The organism is Martelella sp. FOR1707, from assembly GCF_053484265.1.
Genome location: NZ_JBAKFP010000004.1, coordinates 503,999 through 519,589, shown reverse-complemented (window position 1 = coordinate 519,589; position 15,591 = coordinate 503,999). Strand labels below are relative to the sequence as shown.

General features: G+C 62.9%; 17 protein-coding genes. 9 read left to right on the top strand and 8 right to left on the bottom strand.

Annotated features, from left to right (window positions below; translation table 11 throughout):
- Positions 1-32 precede the first annotated feature (32 nt).
- From V6765_RS13840 to V6765_RS13815, 6 genes are all read left to right on the top strand, one after another.
- Positions 33-680, top strand: coding sequence for a thiamine phosphate synthase (locus tag V6765_RS13840; protein WP_448429695.1), 648 nt, complete (start codon positions 33-35; stop codon positions 678-680).
- A gap of 7 nt (positions 681-687) precedes the next feature.
- A complete protein-coding gene (locus tag V6765_RS13835; RefSeq protein ID WP_448429693.1) occupies positions 688-1,770 on the top strand; it encodes a tetratricopeptide repeat protein in 1,083 nt (360 codons plus the stop codon).
- A 112-nt stretch (positions 1,771-1,882) separates the two neighbouring features.
- Positions 1,883-3,046, top strand: a complete 1,164-nt coding sequence (locus V6765_RS13830; RefSeq protein ID WP_448429691.1) for a GGDEF domain-containing protein — start codon at positions 1,883-1,885, stop codon at positions 3,044-3,046.
- A gap of 109 nt (positions 3,047-3,155) precedes the next feature.
- On the top strand, positions 3,156-3,953 hold the full coding sequence (locus tag V6765_RS13825) for an inositol monophosphatase family protein (protein WP_448429689.1): 798 nt from the start codon (positions 3,156-3,158) through the stop codon (positions 3,951-3,953).
- Positions 3,954-4,108: 155 nt separating this feature from the next.
- Positions 4,109-5,143, top strand: a complete 1,035-nt coding sequence (locus V6765_RS13820; protein ID WP_448429687.1) for a flagellar motor protein MotA — start codon at positions 4,109-4,111, stop codon at positions 5,141-5,143.
- 2 nt (positions 5,144-5,145) lie between these two features.
- Positions 5,146-6,177: a peptidoglycan -binding protein gene (locus tag V6765_RS13815; protein WP_448429685.1), complete on the top strand. Its 1,032-nt coding sequence runs from the start codon at positions 5,146-5,148 to the stop codon at positions 6,175-6,177.
- Positions 6,178-6,312: 135 nt separating this feature from the next.
- Here V6765_RS13815 and V6765_RS13810 read toward each other — a convergent pair whose 3' ends face one another.
- Entirely contained in the window at positions 6,313-6,504 is a 192-nt protein-coding gene (locus tag V6765_RS13810) for a CsbD family protein (RefSeq protein ID WP_448429683.1), read from the bottom strand.
- Between the two features lie 284 nt (positions 6,505-6,788).
- Between V6765_RS13810 and V6765_RS13805 the strand changes: the two genes are divergently transcribed.
- On the top strand, positions 6,789-7,664 hold the full coding sequence (locus V6765_RS13805) for a DMT family transporter (protein WP_448429681.1): 876 nt from the start codon (positions 6,789-6,791) through the stop codon (positions 7,662-7,664).
- Here V6765_RS13805 and V6765_RS13800 read toward each other — a convergent pair whose 3' ends face one another.
- Positions 7,665-9,461, bottom strand: coding sequence for an ABC transporter transmembrane domain-containing protein (locus V6765_RS13800; protein WP_448429679.1), 1,797 nt, complete (start codon positions 9,459-9,461; stop codon positions 7,665-7,667).
- A gap of 194 nt (positions 9,462-9,655) precedes the next feature.
- On the opposite strand from V6765_RS13800, the gene rpmE reads away from it, so the two are divergent.
- The gene (rpmE, locus tag V6765_RS13795; protein ID WP_180897611.1) at positions 9,656-9,877 is read left to right on the top strand and encodes a 50S ribosomal protein L31; all 222 of its coding nucleotides are present in this window, start codon (positions 9,656-9,658) and stop codon (positions 9,875-9,877) included.
- A 98-nt stretch (positions 9,878-9,975) separates the two neighbouring features.
- Here the strand turns inward: rpmE and rcdA are convergent, their stop codons facing one another.
- From rcdA to V6765_RS13780, 3 genes are all read right to left on the bottom strand, one after another.
- Positions 9,976-10,488 carry a protease adaptor protein RcdA gene (rcdA, locus tag V6765_RS13790; RefSeq protein WP_448429676.1) on the bottom strand — a complete coding sequence of 171 codons (513 nt, stop codon included), beginning with the start codon at positions 10,486-10,488 and terminating at the stop codon, positions 9,976-9,978.
- Positions 10,489-10,762: 274 nt separating this feature from the next.
- Positions 10,763-10,951: a DUF1192 domain-containing protein gene (locus tag V6765_RS13785; protein ID WP_448429674.1), complete on the bottom strand. Its 189-nt coding sequence runs from the start codon at positions 10,949-10,951 to the stop codon at positions 10,763-10,765.
- On the bottom strand, positions 10,935-12,236 hold the full coding sequence (locus V6765_RS13780; RefSeq protein WP_448429672.1) for an MFS transporter: 1,302 nt from the start codon (positions 12,234-12,236) through the stop codon (positions 10,935-10,937). Before V6765_RS13780 ends, V6765_RS13785 begins: the two co-directional genes overlap by 17 nt.
- 193 nt (positions 12,237-12,429) lie before the next feature.
- On the opposite strand from V6765_RS13780, the gene V6765_RS13775 reads away from it, so the two are divergent.
- On the top strand, positions 12,430-12,588 hold the full coding sequence (locus tag V6765_RS13775) for a hypothetical protein (RefSeq protein WP_448429670.1): 159 nt from the start codon (positions 12,430-12,432) through the stop codon (positions 12,586-12,588).
- A gap of 3 nt (positions 12,589-12,591) precedes the next feature.
- On the opposite strand, the gene V6765_RS13770 is transcribed toward V6765_RS13775, so the two are convergent.
- From V6765_RS13770 to V6765_RS13760, 3 genes are all read right to left on the bottom strand, one after another.
- Positions 12,592-13,317: an alpha/beta fold hydrolase gene (locus V6765_RS13770; protein WP_448429668.1), complete on the bottom strand. Its 726-nt coding sequence runs from the start codon at positions 13,315-13,317 to the stop codon at positions 12,592-12,594.
- A 317-nt stretch (positions 13,318-13,634) separates the two neighbouring features.
- On the bottom strand, positions 13,635-14,417 hold the full coding sequence (locus tag V6765_RS13765; protein WP_448429666.1) for an amino acid ABC transporter ATP-binding protein: 783 nt from the start codon (positions 14,415-14,417) through the stop codon (positions 13,635-13,637).
- Positions 14,418-14,435: 18 nt separating this feature from the next.
- Positions 14,436-15,590, bottom strand: a complete 1,155-nt coding sequence (locus tag V6765_RS13760) for an amino acid ABC transporter permease (protein WP_448429664.1) — start codon at positions 15,588-15,590, stop codon at positions 14,436-14,438.
- Position 15,591 lies beyond the last annotated feature (1 nt).

Genomic DNA, 15,591 nt, shown 5'->3' with positions numbered 1-15,591 from the left:
CCGCGGGACGGGCGCGAAAGGGATTGAGCGAGATGACTGTGGAACAGGATCGTTGCCGGCTGGTGCTGGTGGTGCCCGAAATCGCCGATGGCGCAGACCAGCAGAGGCTGTTGGCCGATGCCTTGCGCGGCGGCGACGTCGCCTCCGTCATCCTGCCGCAATATGGCGAGGACATCGAGGCCTTCCAGCGCCGCGCCGAACGACTGGTCCCGATCATCCAGGAGCATGGCGCCGCGGCGCTGATTGCCGGCGACAGCCGCGTTGCCGGGCGCGCCAAGGCTGATGGCATTCATGTCTCGGGCCCTGAGCTCGCCGATGCGATGGAGCGGTTCTCGCCGCGCATGATCGTCGGCGTCGGCGGTTTGAAGGATCGCCATGCCGCCCTTGAAGCGGGTGAGGCCAATCCCGATTATGTCTTCTTCGGCATACTGGACGGCGACACCCATGCAGCACCCCATCCCAAGAACCTCGATCTTGGCGAATGGTGGGCCTCTATGGTGGAAATTCCCTGCATCGTGATGGCCGGCAGCGATCCGGCCGGCGTTATCGACGTGGCGCTGACCTTCGCGGAATTCGTCGCCGTCGGAAAGGCCGTCTTCGACGCGCCCGCCGGCCCCGCCGCCATGGTGGCCGAGATCAACGCCGCGCTCGACGAAAAAGCGCCACGCTTTGGCGATTAGAAGGACCATGAGCGTTCGTCCCGTCATCACCGCAGCCATGCTTCTGGCGCTTGCGCCTGGCCTTTGCCTTGCCGCGACGCGGGGGCAGTTCGCGACCGACCCGGATCTGGTCGCGGGCGACCGGGTTTCGCTGTTCGGTGGCGGGCATCTGCTGCCGCCGGGGCTGGAACCCGACAGGCCTGCGCCCTATCGCTTCGCGCTTGCCGAGCCGGTCGACGACGCGCTTCCCGCGCTGCCGCCCGAGCCGGCCTATGACGGGCCGGTCGATCTCGCCTATGGGGCCTATCAGCGCGGCGCTTACGATGAAGCGTATGAGGCGGCGCTGCAGCGGTCCGGACGCGGGGACCCGAGCGCCGAAACCCTGATCGGTGAACTGGTGGAGCGAAATCTGATTGCCGAAGAGAGGGCCGGTCCCGCGCTTGAATGGTACCGCATGGCGGCCGAAAGCGGCGAGGCTTTCGCGCTCAACCGGTACGGCATGGCGCTGTTGTCCTCCGACGACGAGGCGGACAGGGAAAAGGGCGGCGCGCTGGTGAAACAGGCCGCCGAAGCTGGTGATCCGCTTGCCGCGTTCAATTACGGCAGCCTGCTGATTGCGCAGAACCCAGGCAAGGATGGGCTGAAGCTCGCTTTGCCGTGGTTCGAGGCATCGGCCGAGGCCGATATTGCCGATGCCCAATATGCGCTGTCGCAGATCTATCCGGCTCTGGACGACCTTCCGGAGGAGAAGAGGGCGCTCTGGAAATTCTGGCTGCGCCGCGCCGCCGATGGCGATCACGATACCGCCCAGCTCGATCTCGCGCTGGCGCTGATCAACGGCCGGGGAATGCCGCGCGATCTCGAGCAGGGCGTCGATTGGCTGCGCCGCGCCGCGCTCAACGGCAATCCGGCGGCGATGAGCAGGCTCGCCTATCTCTACAGTCAGGGCATAGGCGTGCGCGAAGACAAGGAAACGGCGGCGACCTTCTATCTCAGCGTTCGTCGGCTGGGGCTTATCGAGCCGGAGATGGAAAAGCTTGTCGATGGTCTCGACGCTGAGACCAGGGCGGCGGCTGACCGCCGCTCGCGCGCTCTGGCGCAAAGGTACTAGCCAAAAACGCCGCAACAATACGCGGTCCGTTGTCAATTTTCCTATTCCTCGCGCGTCAGTTTGTGTATTTTCGGTGTGACAGGTTGCAACTGTATTTTGGTGAGCGCGACTGGTGGAGGTTGGGGGAAGTCTTTTGGGGCGCCTAGATATTGTCGGTGAATTGATCACAAGCCTTGGACTCGGAGCGCTGATCGTCCTGGGCTACGGCTTTATCCTTCGCCATGTTCGTCAGCCCCGTCATCGGGTCTATGCTAGCGCTGTCGTTTTTGCCGGGGGTGCGGTCGCCGCGATGATGAACGCGATCGAAACGCAATCCGGCTATGTGTTCGATACCCGCGCGGTCTTCGTGGTTCTTTCCGCCGTCTTCGGAGGGCCGCTTGCCGGCCTGATTGTCAGCGTGATCGCGGCAGCGTTCCGCATCTGGATCGGCGGGGCTGGCGTGGCCGCGGGGGTTGTCGGCATCGCGATGGCCGGCGCGATCGGGATCGGCTTTGCCCTTTTCGGCCCAAAAACTCAGCGCTTTCGGTCTCTCCTGCTGCTTGGCTGTCTCAGCAACATCTATGTCCTGTCATTGCTGTTGGCGGGGTTCGAGCGGGCGTTCGATCTGTTCGCCGTGATCGGCGCGCCGCTGATCGTGATCAATACCCTCGGCACGGTCCTGCTTGGAACGGCACTGGAATCGACGAGACGTGCGACCTCCTATCTGCACGATGTCGAGTTCAATGCCGACCGCGATCCGTTGACCGGGCTCCACAATCGGCGGGCGCTCTCCCAGCTCGAATTCACGATCGACCGGGAGGCCGCCGCCGGAGAGCAGAAGGATGGTTGCGTCATCCTGTTCGATATCGACCGCTTCAAGGCGGTCAATGACCGCTATGGCCATCCCCGAGGGGACGAGGTGCTGAAGCAGGTGGCCAAAACGATCGTCACCCGCATCCGCCGGTCCGATTTCGCCGTGCGCTATGGCGGCGAGGAAATCGCCATCATCCTGCTGGCGACAACGGTGGACAATGGCTTCCGCGTGGCCGAACAGATCCGGACCACGATCGAGAAACTGGAATTTACCTTCGAGGGGCAGACATTCTCGATCACCATCAGCGCCGGCGTAGCCGGTTTTGCCGCCGGCGAGACGCGGTTGGCGGTGGCGCTCGATTATGCCGACAGGGCGCTCTACCGCGCCAAGAATGCCGGTCGCAACCGAACCGAAGTGCTCGATTTATCGTCGAAGAAGGTCGAACGGACCGAAGACGAAGTGCTTCAGGGCGATTCGATTTAGGCCTGCGGGCCTTGAATTTCACCGCGTTCTGTGATCATGAACCGCCGTGTCGCAAAAGCGCCGCGCGGTGCTCACCGCGCAGGCGCTCACAACCAAGGAAAATTTCCCGATGGCCCGTTCAGCTCTTCTCAACGTCATGGTGCAGGCTGCCCTTAAAGCCGGGCGCTCGCTGACGCGTGATTTCGGGGAGGTCCAGAACCTGCAGGTCTCGGTCAAGGGCCCGTCCGATTTCGTGACCCAGGCGGACCTGAAGGCCGAAAAGATCCTGCATACCGAACTGATGCGGGCCCGGCCGACCTATGGTTTCCTGGGCGAGGAAGGAGGCGAGGAAAAGGGTACGGACGGCCAGCACCGCTGGATCGTCGATCCGCTCGACGGCACCACCAATTTTCTGCACGGCATTCCCCAGTTCGCTGTCTCGGTCGCGCTTGAGCGCTCCGGCGAAGTCGTCGCCGGCGTCATTTTCAATCCCGCGCTCGATGAGCTGTTCGTTGCCGAAAAGGGCGGCGGCGCGTTCTGCAACGACCGCCGGATCCGCGTTTCGGCGCGGCGGAAACTCTCCGACGCGGTTGTCGGCTGCGGCGTTCCCCATCTCGGTCGCGGCCACCACGGCAAGTTTCTCGTCGAACTGCGCCATGTGATGGGCGAGGTCGCCGGCATTCGCCGTCTTGGCGCCGCATCGCTCGATCTTGCCTATGTCGCGGCGGGCCGCATGGACGGTTTCTGGGAAGAGGGGCTGAACCAGTGGGACATGGCGGCGGGCCTGATCATGATCCGCGAGGCGGGCGGTTTCGTCTCCGACATGAAGGGCGGACAGCAATGCCTGGAGACCGGCAGCGTGATCGCCGGCAACGAGATGATCCGCATCGCGCTTTACGACCAGCTTCAGCGCCGCCTCGAAAAATAGGCTTTGCGGTTTTGCGCCGCGCCCTTCAAATCGCCGTCGTTTTCGAATAGAGGTTGCAGAGCCGGCCGCTTCCGGCCCGCGGGCGTGGGCAGGGGCGGCAGACTGTAGCACAAGCCGCTTTCGGCCGAGCCGAAGTCGAGCGCAGAGCGGAGGAATTGGCGAATATGTCGGATTTCGAACTCGAGCATGATGACCGGCGCGCCCCGCCGCGTCCGGGCTATGCGCAGAAGATGTCGAGCCCGATGTCCTTTGTCTGGACGATGGTCATCTTCCTGATCCTGATCGGGTTCTGCGTCGCCATCCTCTACCGCCAGGCCCACACCGCCTTCATGACCAATCCCGGCCTCAACGGGCTGATCCTCGGCGTGCTCCTGATCGGCATCCTGATGGTGTTTTCCCAGGTGCTGGCGCTGCGCCGCGAGGTTGGCTGGCTGAATTCCTTCCGCGCCGCCGGCAGCGCCGATCGCGTCGGGCGCGATCCCAAGCTCTTGGCACCGATGCGCGCGCTGATCGGCAGCCGCCAGACCATGTCGCTGTCGACCACCTCGCTGCGTTCGATCCTCGATTCGACCGCAACCCGGCTTGACGAACAGCGCGATACCTCGCGCTATCTCGTCGGCCTTCTCGTCTTTCTCGGCCTGCTCGGCACCTTCTGGGGCCTGCTCAACACGATCGGCTCGATCGGCGACATCATCCAGAATCTCGACCCGAATGCCGGCGATTCCTCCGATGTTCTCGATGCCCTCAAGTCGGGCCTGTCCGGGCCGCTCTCGGGCATGGGCACGGCGTTCTCGTCCTCGCTGCTCGGCCTTTCCGGCTCGCTCGTTCTCGGCTTTCTCGACCTTCAGGCCGGCCGCGCGCAGAACCGCTTCTACATGGAACTCGAAAACTGGCTGTCCTCGGTGACCGACGTGACTTCCGACCTCGCACCGGCGCTCGAGGGCGTTGCCAGCGGCTCCAGCGAGCAGTTCGAAATTCTGGCCGAGGAGCTGCGCCGGATCGCCGAAAACGGCTCCGGCGCTGGCTCGGTGCCGGCGATGGCGCAGCTTGCAGAGGGCATTCAGGGCGTCGTCAAGAACATGCGCAACGAGCAGCAGATGCTGCGTGACTGGATCGAGGCGCAACATGAAGAATCCCAGGAAATGCGCCGCACACTGCAACGCCTGACTGACAAGCTCGGGGATCGCTGATCATGGCGCTTGCCCGCAACCGCCGTTCCAATCGCAGCGTCGATTACTGGCCGGGCTTTGTCGATGCGCTCGCCACGCTGCTTCTGGCGATCATGTTCCTGCTCACCGTGTTCGTGATCGGCCAGTTCATCCTGACGCGCGAAATCTCCGGCAAGGACGAGGTGCTGAACCGGCTCAACAGCCAGATTGCCGAGCTGACCCAGCTTCTCGCGCTCGAAAAGGGCAATACCCAGGACGCCGAGGACATGATCGCCTCGCTGCAGGCATCGTTGTCATCTGCGGAGGCCGCACGCAGCCGCCTGCAGGCGCTGCTCGATGCCGGCGCGGGCGCAAGCGACAGCGCCCAGGCGCAGATCGGCGCGCTGTCGGAAGACCTTGAGGCCGAGCGCCAGCTTTCTGCGCGCGCTCAGAACCAGATCGCCCTATTGAACCAGCAGATCGCGGCGCTGCGCGCCCAGCTTGCCGCCGTCGAGGAGGCGCTGGAAGTCTCCGAGGCCAAGGACGAGGCCTCGCAGGCGCGGATCGCCGATCTCGGCCGCAGGCTGAATGTCGCGCTGGCGCAGAAGGTGCAGGAGCTGAATCGCTACCGTTCGGATTTCTTCGGGCGGCTGCGGCAGATTCTCTCCGACCGCGAGAATATCCGCATCGTCGGCGACCGTTTCGTGTTCCAGTCGGAAGTGCTGTTCCCGTCCGGTTCGGACGAGCTCAATGATGACGGTCGCGTCGAACTCGGCAAGCTCGCCGATGCGCTGCTCGAAATCGTTCCGGAAATTCCCGAGGACATCAACTGGGTCCTGCGCGTCGACGGCCATACCGATGACGTGCCGATCCGTCCCGGCGGCCAGTTCGCCGACAACTGGGAACTGTCATCGGCGCGCGCCAACGCCGTGGTGCGCTACCTGATTTCCGAGGGCGTTCCGGCAAACCGGCTGGTGGCGGCGGGCTTTGCCGAGTATCAGCCGATCGCGGAGGGCAACTCGCCCGTAGCGCGCGCCCAGAACCGCCGCATCGAGTTCAAGCTGACGGAGCGGTAAAGTTCCGGCAGTGGCAGTTTCTTGCAGTCGAGCGCGCGAGCAAAAGCTGTTCTGGCGGGACGCTATCGGCTCCGAAAAAACAAGCCCGCAGCTCTGCGAAGAACTACGGGCTTTGTGTCACTGCTTTGGCTGTGGTCAGGCCTTGTCGACGGTCTTCTTGACTGCTTCCTTGGCCTTGCCTTTGGCCTGCTGGGCGTGGCCCTTGGCTTCCTGCGCGGCGCCCTTGCTCTTTGTCTCGTTGTTGCCGGTGGCATCGCCTACACCCTGGCGCGCCTTGCCGGCCACTTCATTTGCCTTGCCCTTAACCCTGTCTGAAGTGCTGCTCATCTTGTGTTCCTCCGGAACATGATCGTTCCGCCGCTTAAAACGGATGTATGGGCCGGTCGGTTCCGTGAGCTTCAACAAAACGTTGTCGGGTTCTCATCCCTTCGTTCCGGGCGATGGCGGGCCGAGGCCCTTGCCTTCCAAAGCGGCCTTTTCTATTGTGCCGTCTCCGCAAGGATGGCGAGGCGCTTGCGCCCTACCATCGCGCTTTTCCTGCGCTGATCTTCCTGTCAAGCGGACGAGGGCTCCTCCAGGAAGCATCCCATATTGCTTTGGCAGGAGAAGCCATGTCCATGTTCAGCGCCGCCCGGCGGCCCAGCACGCGCCTTGTCGCTACCCTTCTGATGATCGGCGGCGTCGCCTCGTTTACCCTCGTCGACACGTTTTCCAAGACACTTACGGATCGCCACGCGCCGGTGGTGGTGATGTTCATGCAATACGGCCTTGCGGCTGCGATGATGCTGCCGGTGGCGCTCGGTCGCGGCGCGGCGGGCTTTCGCATTATCGGGCCGCGGCTTCTGGTGCTGCGCGCCGTGATCGGCGTCGTCGTCAGCTTCCTGATCGTGACGTCGCTCTCTTTGTTGCCGTTCACGGTCGCAGCGACCCTGTTGCAGCTCGAGACACTGTTCTTCATTCCGCTGGCGATCGTGCTGTTGAAGGAGCGCGCGGACTGGCGGCGGTGGTTCGCGGTCGGTCTCGGGCTTGCCGGCGCACTTCTGATCCTGCGTCCCGGCACGGAGACCTTTCAGGTCGCCGGTCTTGTGGCGGTCGCTGCCGCGATCGCGCTCGCGCTCAAGAATGTCGTGCTGAAGCAGGTGGCAATGAGCGAGGCGACGGTGCCGGCGCTGTTCTGGATGTATGTGCTGATGGCCGGGATCGCCGCGGTCCCGGCCTGGTTCTATTGGACCGGCATGAGCGGCGGCGATTTCGCCCTGTTCGTCATCTCGGCCGCGCTCGTCAATGCCAGCAATTACTGTATGCTGCGGGCGTTCTCGATGGCGGATGCGGTGCAATTGACGCCGGCGCTGCACACCGCCCTGCCGATGGCGGTGCTGATCGGCCTCGTCGTCTTCGGCGAATGGCCGAGCCCGATTGTCTGGGCGGGCATCGCGCTGATTTTCCTCGCGACCTTCATGCCGTCCGGGCCTGCAAAGGCCGAATAGCTACCCCGCGCGCCGCTCGGTCTCGACATCGAACTGCAGCCGGGCGAGTCGGGCGTAGAGCCCATTCTTCTTCACCAGCGTTTCGTGCCGGCCCTCCTCGACGATCCGGCCCTCGTCCATGACCACGATCCGGTCGGCGGAGAGCACGGTGGCAAGCCGGTGGGCGATCACCAGCGTGGTGCGGCCCTGCATCAGCGTACCCAACGCCTGCTGCACAAGGATTTCGCTTTCCGCATCCAGCGCCGAGGTCGCCTCGTCGAGCAGCAGAACCGGCGCGTCGCGCAGCACGGCGCGGGCGATCGCGATCCGCTGGCGCTGGCCGCCGGAGAACGTGATGCCGCGTTCGCCCGCCATCGTGTCATAGCCATTCTCGAGTTTCGAGATGAAGCCGTCGGCCTGTGCGGCGATGGCGGCGGCGCGGACCTCCTCGCGGCTCGCATCGGGTCGGCCGAGCGCGATATTGTCGTGGATGCTCGCGGCGAAGATCGCGACATCCTGCGGCACCATTGCAAAACGTTCGCGCAGGGCCTCGGGGTCGACATCGCGCAGGTCGAGCCCATCGAGCGTGATGCGGCCCTGATCGGGATCGTAGAACCGCAGGAGCAGCGAGAACAGCGTGCTCTTGCCTGCACCCGAAGGACCGACAACGGCGACCGTTTCGCCCGGCTGAACATTGAGCGAGACGCCGGAAAGCGCCCCGGCTTTGGCGCCGCCCGTCGGATAGCGGAAGGCGACGTTTTCGATGCCGAGCGCGCCGCTGGCGGGCTGGGGCAGGGGGAGGGGATTTTCAGGCGCCGCGATCTGGCGCTGCTCGTGGAGGAGTTCGGTCAGGCGTTCGGCAGCACCCGCTGCCAGCGACAGCTCGCCCCAGACTTCCGAAAGCTGGCCGAGCGCGCCGGCGGCAAGCACGGAATAGAGCAGGAACTGGCCGAGCGTGCCGCCCGACATCGTGCCGGCAAGCACGGACTGCGCACCGAACCAGAGGATGGCGGTGATCGAGCAGAACACCAGGCTGATGGCGACCGCCGTCAGCGCGGCCCGCGCCTTCAGCGTCTTCCGGGCGGCCGCGAATGCATGCTCGACCGCCGAGCCGTAGCGCCGGCCGGCCATCGCCTCGGCGGTAAAGGCCTGCAGCGTTCTGGTCGCGCCGATCGCCTCGCCGGCAAAGGCGGTGGCGTCGGCGAGCTCGTCCTGCGCGGCGCGCGAGCGCGAGCGGACATTGCGGCCGGCCGCGATCAGCGGCAGCACCACGATCGGGATCGCGGCGATCGCCATCACCGAAAGTTTTGGCGAGGTATAGACCATCATCGCCAGCGCGCCGATGCCCATGATCAGATTGCGCAGCGCGATCGACGCGGTGGCGCCGAAGGCGGATTTGATCTGAACGGTATCGGCGGTCAGCCGCGAGACGATCTCGCCCGACTGGTTGACGTCGAAGAAGGCGGGCGACAGCCGCACGACATTGTCGAACACGTCGCGGCGCAGATCGGTGACGACCCGTTCGCCGAGAATCATCACGAAGAAATAGCGAAGCGCGCTCGATATCCCGAGCGCCAGCGCCATGAGGCCGAGAACGAGGAAATAGTTGTTGATCAGATTGGCGTCGGAGTCGGAGAAGCCGTGGTCGATGACCCGGCGCACCGCGATCGGCAGCGCGAGCGTGACGAGCGAGGCGGAAAGAAGGAAGATCAGCGCGCCCGCCACGAGCCCGCGATAGGCGCGGATATAGGGCAGCAGGCCGGCGAGCGGGCTCAGCGCGCGTATCCTTTCGCCCCCGGATGATTCATTTCGGCTCAATGGATTTTCCTCGTTTCCGCCGGTCACCGATATTGCTTTCGGCGGCTCTTGTTATTCGCCTCACGTTCCTGTATAGCGACCGCAACCTTTTCGACAGCCGTGGCCTTTTTGAGGTCTCACGGCTTTGTTTATTCAATAGGCCCGGCCGGCGCAATGGCCGCCAGACCTGAAACGAGCTTGCAGGAACGAGAGTTATGAAGGCTGATATTCATCCCGATTATCACACGATCAAGGTCGTCATGACCGACGGCACGGAATACGAAACCCGCTCGACCTGGGGCAAGGAAGGCGATGTCCTGAACCTCGACATCGACCCGACCTCGCACCCGGCATGGACCGGCGGCTCGCAGCAGCTGCTCGACCGCGGCGGCCGCGTTTCGAAGTTCAACAAGCGCTTCGGCGGTCTCGGCATCTGATTGCTGCCCGAGAGATGATTTTGAAAGACCCGGCCATCGCGCCGGGTTTTTTTTATTGTGCTGTTTTGTCGCAGGTAAATGGGCCGGATCCGGCCCGTTCAACGCCGCGCGAAGGCGGTCTGCAGCAGGTCGATCTGGGCGATCACCTGGTTTTCGGGAATTTCCGGGGCTTCGGCCTCGGCGGTCTTCAACAGGCTGTCGTCGAGCTTGCGGATGCGGGCTTCGAGCCGGTCGGTATGGGCGGCGAGATCGCGGAAGCCGGGGGGCAGTTCGTTCCATCCATGCGGGACGCGGTCGTCGCCGTCACCCAACCGGAGTTTGCGGCGCTCCTGAACGACCTGATCCAGCGTCATCTCGCCGGTGTTGAGCGATCGCTGCAGCAGCAGCCAGGAGGCGAGCTGCATCAGCCTTGTCGTCAGCCGGATCGATTCCGTGGAATAGAGCGCGGCGCCAAGCGGGCTCAGCATTTTCGCGGCGGCCCGGCCCGGACCATCCAGATAAGCCGCCGTTGTTTCCACGAGTTTCATGCCCTCGGCATAAAGCGCGTAAAACTGCGGAGAGCTTGCGGCCCTGCCGGCGAAATCTATGGGTTTGGCCCCGGAACTGGTCATCAACTTACTCTGGCTACGCTGCCTGCCCTTGCGAGCGGGACTTGGACACTACCGAAAACAAATATACCTGTAGCGCAAAACCGCAAGACGTTTCTTAATGAAAGGTTAATACCCACTGCCAATCAGGAAAAGGCAAAAAAAAGAGCCGCGAATAGGCGGCTCTGAAGTCAGAGGGTGATGATCGGAATCAAGACAGAGGTTCCGATACCGCATTGCGGATGTCCCCAATAAAATCCTGGAAAGGTTAATATTGCGTTTACGCGCCGGGCAGACGTCATTTCTTGAAGAAACTTTCGGCCGTTTGCCGGTCGCTGCCCTTGCGCGCGATCGCCGCCTCGATGCGTTCGATCTCGACTCTGAGCGCCGCCGCGAAGTCTTTCAGCGCCTCGACGGAGTGCGGCTCGAGATCGGAGCCGATCACGTAATCGCTCTTCTTCGGCGTGGGTTCATCCTCGTTCCACATTCTCGGCCTCCTCGTTTGCCGGCGCGCGTTCTGCGCTTTCTTCCTCATACTCCCGGGGCGGCGTTCTGAACGCAACCCCCTCGCGGGTGGAGACGGGCGTGGCGGCGTCCGGCATCGCCATGAAGGCTTCGCGCTCGGCCATCGGCACGGGTGGACGCAGGCGCGCGCGCAGCAGCGCATAAGCGAGGATCAGCAGGTGCGCTGTGGCGGTGATGATGAACAGCGCGTAGGGACCGAATGCCGACATGACCGGGCCGCCCACCGTCGGCCCGATGATTGTGCCGATCCCGAACAGGAACAACAGACCGCTCGAAATCTTCACATAGTCTTCCGGTCTCGCGAAGTCGTTGGCGTGCGAGGCGGTGATCGGATAGAGCACGTTGGCGGTCGCGCCGTAAATCACCACGAGGCCGATCAGCACCTCCGCGCCGGGCTTGAGCAGAAAGATCAGCACGGCGGCAAGCGCCGCGCAGCCGGCAAGTGCCGCGATCACATAGCGCCTGTCGGTCATGTCCGAGATCTTGCCGAATGGCACCTGCGCCACCGCGCCCGCGAGGATCGCGCCGGTGACGAGAAAGGCGATTTCCGCGTCCGGCAGGCCGGCGCGGGTCGCAAACACGGCGACCAGCGTGCCGAACGCGCCATTGGCGATACCGGTCAACAAAACCCCGAGACAGGCAACCGGCGAGTTGCGGTAGAGCAGTTTGATGTCGATCCTGACCGCCTCGAGCGGACGCGGCGAGGCCGCATTCGACATGGTCGTCGGCAGCATGGCCACGCAGTAGAATATGCCGGCCACCATGAACAAGATCGCGGTGTTGGTGTTGCCGAAGCCGACCACGAGCTGGCCGCCGACCACGCCGAAAAGGGTGATGCCGGTATAGAAGGTGAAGACCACACCACGGCTGGAATTGTCGACCCGCTCGTTGAGCCAGCTCTCGATGATCATCTGGGTGCCGGCCATGGCAAAGCCGGTCGCGGCCCTGAGCGCGATCCAGGCATATTCATCGATGAAGATGCCGGTCGTCAGCGCGACCATGCAGATGATGGCAATGAAACCCGAAAACGCGCGGACATGGCCGATACGCATGATCAGCTTCGGGGCGAACAGACAGCCGAGCACGAAACCGCTCGCCCAGGATGTGCCGATGAAGCCCAGCGCGGTGTCGCTGTAGCCCTCCGCCGCGCCGCGCAGCGGCAGAAGCAGGCCGTGCAGGCCATTGCCGAGAAAGAGAAACAAGGTGCCGAGCAGCAGCGCGAAAACGGGAAGTAAATTGCGTTTCATCAAAGAACCTGGGTAATCTGAAATCAATTTTGCGGGTATGGTTGCAACGCAACATGACCGCACTTGTTCCGGCGCGATTCTATCACCTGCGCGGCAAATTGCACTGTCGAATTATGGCTGTCGCGGGTGACGCGGCCGGCCTGTCGCTGTATGAGGGGCGAAAGCCCGTTGCGCCGGGCGGATGAGGAGAGACATGGCCAAGCTGATATCGCTGCTGCTGATCGCCGCCATGGCGGTTCAAATCATCAAACCGATCGGGCTGCCCGGTCTGAAGAAGCGCATGGATTTCTGGAAGATCGCGGTTTTCGCGCTGGCCATGACCGCGCTGGTGGTGGCCATCCGGCCGTCCTGAAAATCAGTCGCGCCCGGCCTTCATGATCGCCTCTGCGAGGGCTTCCGGATCTGTGAAGCACAATTCATGGCTGCCCGGCAGCTGCACCAGCCTGAACAGTCCGAGTTTTTCCGACAGGCGCGGATGCCAGCCGAGTGATTGCGGCAGGGCGGTGTCTTCGGTGCAGTTGATGTAGGATTTGGCGATCTGCATCTCAGCAGGGTTTGTCGCCAGGCGGATTGGGTCTGACATCGTGGCGTTCGGATGCGGGTTGAGCTTGTTGTAACTTTCCTCGGCAAGCTCCGCCGAAGCGTCATTGATGAACGCTTCGCGCCAGATCGGGTAGGGCAGGGTGACCGAGTTATCGCCGCTTGCTGCCGCGAGCTGGTCGAATAGGGCGCTGTAGTGTGGCGGCACCATATCGGTGAGGGCTTCGCCGTCATTGGGGACAAAGGCATTCCAGTAGATCAGGCGTCGGATGCGGGATGGCGTCCGGTCGGCAACCCCGGTGATCACCATGCCGCCATAGCTGTGGCCGAGCAGGATGATATCGCTGAGGTCATGTTCCTCGAGATAGGCGACGATCGATGCGATCGCCTCTTCAAGCCCGATGGTTTTGGCATCGCCCGGGCGGTTTCCCGCAATCGTCGGGCAGTGCACGGTATGGCCTGCCTTCCTGATGGGTGCTGCAATATCCTCGAACAGTTCGCCCGTATGCCAGGCGCCATGAACAAGCACATAAGTCAACATGACGTGTAATCTCCCCTGTTGCCCGAGAGCGAGATTACAGCGGTCATGCCTGAATGCAAGTGGCGATGGTACGAGTGACGCTGCGCGCGCTGGTTGTCGGCGGGGATGCGGCGTCGGCGGCAGCATTTCCGTGGTTCACGCAAACATGAATATGCTCAGTCGGTTTGCTTTGATCCAATTTCGCGCATGTCGGGTGTTTTGTCCTGCAAGTGAAATGGCTGGAACGCCGTGCGCCCCAAAGGGCGCACGGCGCTCAAACGAGTTGAATCTCGGCATGGTTCCTTTCGAAAATCGATCCCGATTTTCGAGCCGATACGCTAATGCAGGATCTGGCTCAGGAACAGCTTGGTGCGTTCGTGCTGGGGGTTGTCGAAGAACTCGGCGGGCGCGTTCTGTTCGACGATCTGGCCCTGGTCCATGAAGATCACGCGGTTGGCGACCTGGCGGGCGAAGCCCATTTCGTGGGTCACGCACAGCATGGTCATGCCTTCCTCGGCAAGGCCCACCATGGTGTCGAGCACTTCCTTGATCATCTCCGGGTCAAGCGCCGATGTCGGCTCGTCGAACAGCATGATCTTCGGGTTCATGCACAGCGACCGGGCGATCGCCACGCGCTGCTGCTGACCGCCGGAAAGCTGGCCCGGATACTTGTCCGCCTGCTCGGGGATCTTCACACGCTCGAGGTAATGCATCGCGATTTCCTCGGCCTGCTTCTTCGGCATCTTGCGCACCCAGATCGGGGCAAGCGTGCAGTTTTCCAGGATGGTGAGGTGCGGGAACAGGTTGAAGTGCTGGAACACCATGCCGACCTCGCGGCGGATCTCATCGATCTTCTTCAGGTCGTCGGTCAGCTCGATATTGTCGACGATGATCGTGCCCTTCTGGTGTTCCTCCAGCCGATTGATGCAGCGGATCATCGTGGATTTGCCCGAGCCGGATGGGCCGGCGATGACGATCCGTTCGCCCTTCATCACCTTCAGGTTGATGTCGCGCAGAACGTGGAAGTCGCCATACCACTTGTTGACGTTGATCATGTCGACCGCGACCTCGGTATCCGAGACGGTCATGTGGGAGGTGTCGATAGTGTCTACATTTGTCATTGCGGTGCTCTCAAAAATCTAGCTTCTGTGTCCGGTGTCGAGATGGCGTTCCATGAAGCTGGAATAGCGCGACATGCCGAAGCAGAAGACCCAGAAAACGAGACCGGCGAAGATCAGGCCGGTGATCGGGGTGACGGGCGAGGCCCAGGAGGAATCGGTGAAGTTGAACTTGATGATGCCGAGCAGGTCGAACATGCCGATGATCGAGACCAGCGAGGTGTCCTTGAAGATCGAGATGAACTGGTTGACGATCGCCGGGATCACCAGCTTGATCGCCTGCGGCAGGATGATCAGCCGCATGGTCTGCCAGTAGCCGAGGCCGAGCGAGGCCGCGCCCTCGAACTGTCCCTTCGGCATCGCCTGAAGCCCGCCGCGGATCACCTCGGCCATATAGGCGGAGATAAACAGCGACACGCCCACAATTGCGCGCAGGAACTTGTTGATCGTCATGCCTTCCGGCAGGAACAGCGGCAGCATGACGCTCGCCATGAACAGGATGGTGATCAGCGGAACGCCGCGCACCACCTCGATGAACATGATGGAAAGCGTGCGCACCACCGGCAGTTTCGATCGTCGGCCAAGCGCCAGCAGAATGCCGAAGGGCAGCGAAACGGCGATCGCGAAATAGGACAGGATTAGCGTCACCATCAACCCGCCCCAGGCCGAAGTGTCGACCACCGGCAGGCCGAAGACGCCGCCATAGATGATGAAGAAACCGAAGATCGGAAGCACGATGAACAGCGCTAGCGCATTCCAGCCCTTGAACGGGGCCTTCGGCATCAGCATCGGGATCAAAAGCGCGGTGAAGATGACCGCCACCAGCACGGGCCGCCAGAGCCACGGATCGGGATAGCGCCCGAACAGGATCTGATCCATCTTGTTGCCGATGAAGGCCCAGCACGCGCCGCTCCAGCCGTCGGGCTTGATGCCGCCCTGGGCAATGGTGGCGCAGGCCGCGCGGTCCGTGCCGGTCCAGGCGGCGTTGATCAGCAGCCAATCAACCATGGGCGGTATCGCCCATACCAGGAAGACGAGGGCGATCAGCGTCAGGATCGTATCCTTGGGCGTGGCGAACAGGTTGGCCCTGAGCCACTGGATCGCGGTCCCTTCTTTCTTCGGCGCAGGCTGCTGTGCCTGCATTTCCTTTCGGACATAAGCCAGATCTTGCGCCATC